The sequence below is a fragment of the Methylocaldum sp. genome (assembly GCF_039794385.1).
In the GTDB taxonomy this organism is placed as follows: Bacteria; Pseudomonadota; Gammaproteobacteria; order Methylococcales; family Methylococcaceae; genus Methylocaldum.
The window spans coordinates 1-2,573 of sequence record NZ_JBDIVO010000506.1; the positions used below are offsets into that span (position 1 = coordinate 1).

At 63.2% G+C, this 2,573-nt stretch carries 3 protein-coding genes and 1 pseudogene; 1 reads left to right on the plus strand and 3 read right to left on the minus strand.

The window, feature by feature from the left end; genetic code table 11:
* The 3 genes and pseudogenes from ABJK70_RS23420 to ABJK70_RS23430 all read right to left on the minus strand — a co-directional run.
* Positions 1-474, minus strand: a pseudogene (locus tag ABJK70_RS23420) (hypothetical protein); the annotation flags it as partial.
* Entirely contained in the window at positions 437-1,648 is a 1,212-nt protein-coding gene (gene glp, locus ABJK70_RS23425; RefSeq protein WP_347259302.1) for a gephyrin-like molybdotransferase Glp, read from the minus strand. The pseudogene ABJK70_RS23420 and the gene glp, both read right to left, overlap by 38 nt.
* A gap of 28 nt (positions 1,649-1,676) precedes the next feature.
* On the minus strand, positions 1,677-2,108 hold the full coding sequence (locus ABJK70_RS23430; protein ID WP_077728567.1) for a YcgN family cysteine cluster protein: 432 nt from the start codon (positions 2,106-2,108) through the stop codon (positions 1,677-1,679).
* A gap of 244 nt (positions 2,109-2,352) precedes the next feature.
* Between ABJK70_RS23430 and ABJK70_RS23435 the strand changes: the two genes are divergently transcribed.
* The coding region (locus tag ABJK70_RS23435; RefSeq protein WP_347259303.1) for a hypothetical protein at positions 2,353-2,573 on the plus strand (221 nt) is incomplete at its 3' end.

Here is a 2,573-nt window from a genome sequence, read left to right on the forward strand (position 1 = left end):
GATTTCGATGCGGAGCGGCTGGCGATCTTCCAGCAATTCGGTGTGCTCGATCATCACCACCGCATCGGCGCCCCTCGGCAGCATGCCGCCTGTCGCGATGGGGGTGGCGGTCCCGGCCGTGACGGCTATCGACGGTTCGACGCCGGGCGCGAGCACCTCCGGGTTCAGGGACAACGCCGCCGGAACTTCGTCGCTCGCGCCGTAAGTATCCCCGGACCGGACCGCGAAGCCGTCCACGCTGGCGCGATCGAAGGCCGGCACGTCCACGGGCGCGCTCACGGTGCGCGCCAGCACCCGGCCCAAGGCATCGGCGAGCGGAACGGTTTCACGGCCGGACGGCTCCAGCCGGAGATGGGCATGAAACCGCGCCGCCGCTTCCGTGCGGTCGATGACGTCCAGAAATTGCTCCTGGCGGGCCGCGCGCCGCAGGTCGTCGTTATCGGACATGGTTTGGTTCCGAATCGAGGGAGTCATAAAGGAATACGGTCACTTCGGCGCCGGGCGGATAACCTTCGCAGTCTTCGGGCACCAGCAGAAATCCGTCGGCAGCGGCAAGGGCCGAGAGGCGGGTATTGCCGCCCACGGCGACGGGTTCGGCGCCGTTCGGCGTCAGCCGTACCCGGCAATAGTCGGTGCTGCCGAGTTCCGAGCTGATTTTCTTGGTCAAGACGACCCGCCGTGCCGGATAAGGCCAGGCCGTGCTTCGGCCGCCCATGCGCCGTATGGCGCGGCCCGCGAAAAGATCATAGGCGCAGAAGCTGGCCACCGGTTCTCCCGGCAGAAGAAACACCAAGGTGCTTCCGATCCGGCCGATGCCGGTCGAGCGCCCCGGCTCCAGGGCGATGCCGTGCCAGGCCAGCTCTCCGGCCGTTTCCAGCGCTTCGGCGGCACGGTCGTTCCAGCCTTCGCCGCTGCTTCCCGCGATCAGCACCGCGTCGATTTCATCCGTGCGCAACGCCTCCCCGATCGCATCGTCGGTTACATGCATCCAAGCTGCGACTTCGCCCCCGTCCCGCGCCACGAGCGCTTTCAACATCGACGAGCCGGCCTCGAAATGCTGATGAGCACTGCGAGGCTGTTCCGGAACCGCCAAATCGTCGCCGGTGGTCACGAGCCTTATCCTGGGTCGTCGAACGACGATTATCCGATCCAATCCGCAGGCGGCCAACAAGGCCAGATCCTGGGCGCGCAAAAGCCTGCCTTCGGGCAGCAGCGGGCTGCCGCAGGCGATGTCCTTGCCTCGGCGGACGATGTGTTCGCCCGGCGCAACCGCCGCCGCGATATTCACGAAACCGCCGGCCTCCTCGGCGAGCGGGAACGGAACGATCGTATCCGCGCCGTCCGGCAGTGGCGCGCCTGCCGCGACTCTCGCTGCCGTTCCGGGTTGTAGGGCGACTGCTGTATCGTGCAATTTCAGCATCACCGGGCTGTAGGCGCCCGCACCGATGGTTTCGAATCCGCGTACGGCATAACCGTCTATGGCGGCGCGGTCGAATGGGGGCACATCGATGGGCGACTGCACCGTTTCGGCGAGAACGCGCCCGCAGGCTTCGGACACCGCGACCGTTTCCGGCGGCAACGCGGAAACCTGCCGGTCCAGCCAGCGCAGCACCTCGTCGACGGATTCGTAGCGGGTGAACGTTTTCACGGGTGACGATCCGATGAGGAATCCGGTTTCAATCCATCCATTCGATCACGTGATCTTCCACGGACTCTACTTCGGCTTCCGGTATTGCATAACGGCGTATGGAAACCCCGGCATCGTGCACGGCTTCGCGGTCGCCGCAAACCAGGTGATGCCAAGCGGGCAGGTCTTTGCCTTCCGCCAGCAGCCGGTAGGCGCAGGTGGACGGAAGCCAATGGTATTGCGTGAAGCCGGCGCGCAGGTCCAGACATTCCGGAACCAAGACCGTGCGCTCTTGGTAATGAGTACAGCGGCAAGCCCCGATGTCGAGCAGCCGGCACGCCACGCTGGTGAAGAACAATTCGCCGGTGTCTTCGTCCTCGATCTTGTGCAGACAGCATTTTCCGCATCCGTCGCACAGCGATTCCCATTCCTGTTCGCTCATTTCGGCCAGTGATTTTTCGCGCCAGAAGGGTGTTTTCATGGGGTCGGCGATGGGGTGGGTTGATTCGGAAGGCTCATTTTAGCTTGAAAGGCACAGCCTTTTGTCGGCCTTTGCCCATCCTACATCTCCCCATTCTTCGCGAAAAAATGTGACATCTGTTGCAACAGCGACACGCTTTTGCAATAAAGTTTGCCCCCGGTGAGCCGGCGCCCATCGCACCAACTCGTCGACTTGTCTAATGGCTAAGTCTCTTTAATCAACCTCAACCCTGACAGGAGGATTTATGGACCCGAACGATATTTCCGTCTTAGACCAGCGCTTTGGCATCACCGGCGAGGTTGTTTTCAAGGAAGGTCCGAACGGGCAGGGTGTGGTGGAGATCAGCAACGGTCTCGCCATGGCGAGCATCGCCTTGCAGGGAGCTCATTTGATGAGTTGGGCGCCGCATCAGGAGGAACTGGTCATTTGGCTGTCGCCGAAGGCGAAGTTCGGGCCGGGCGAATC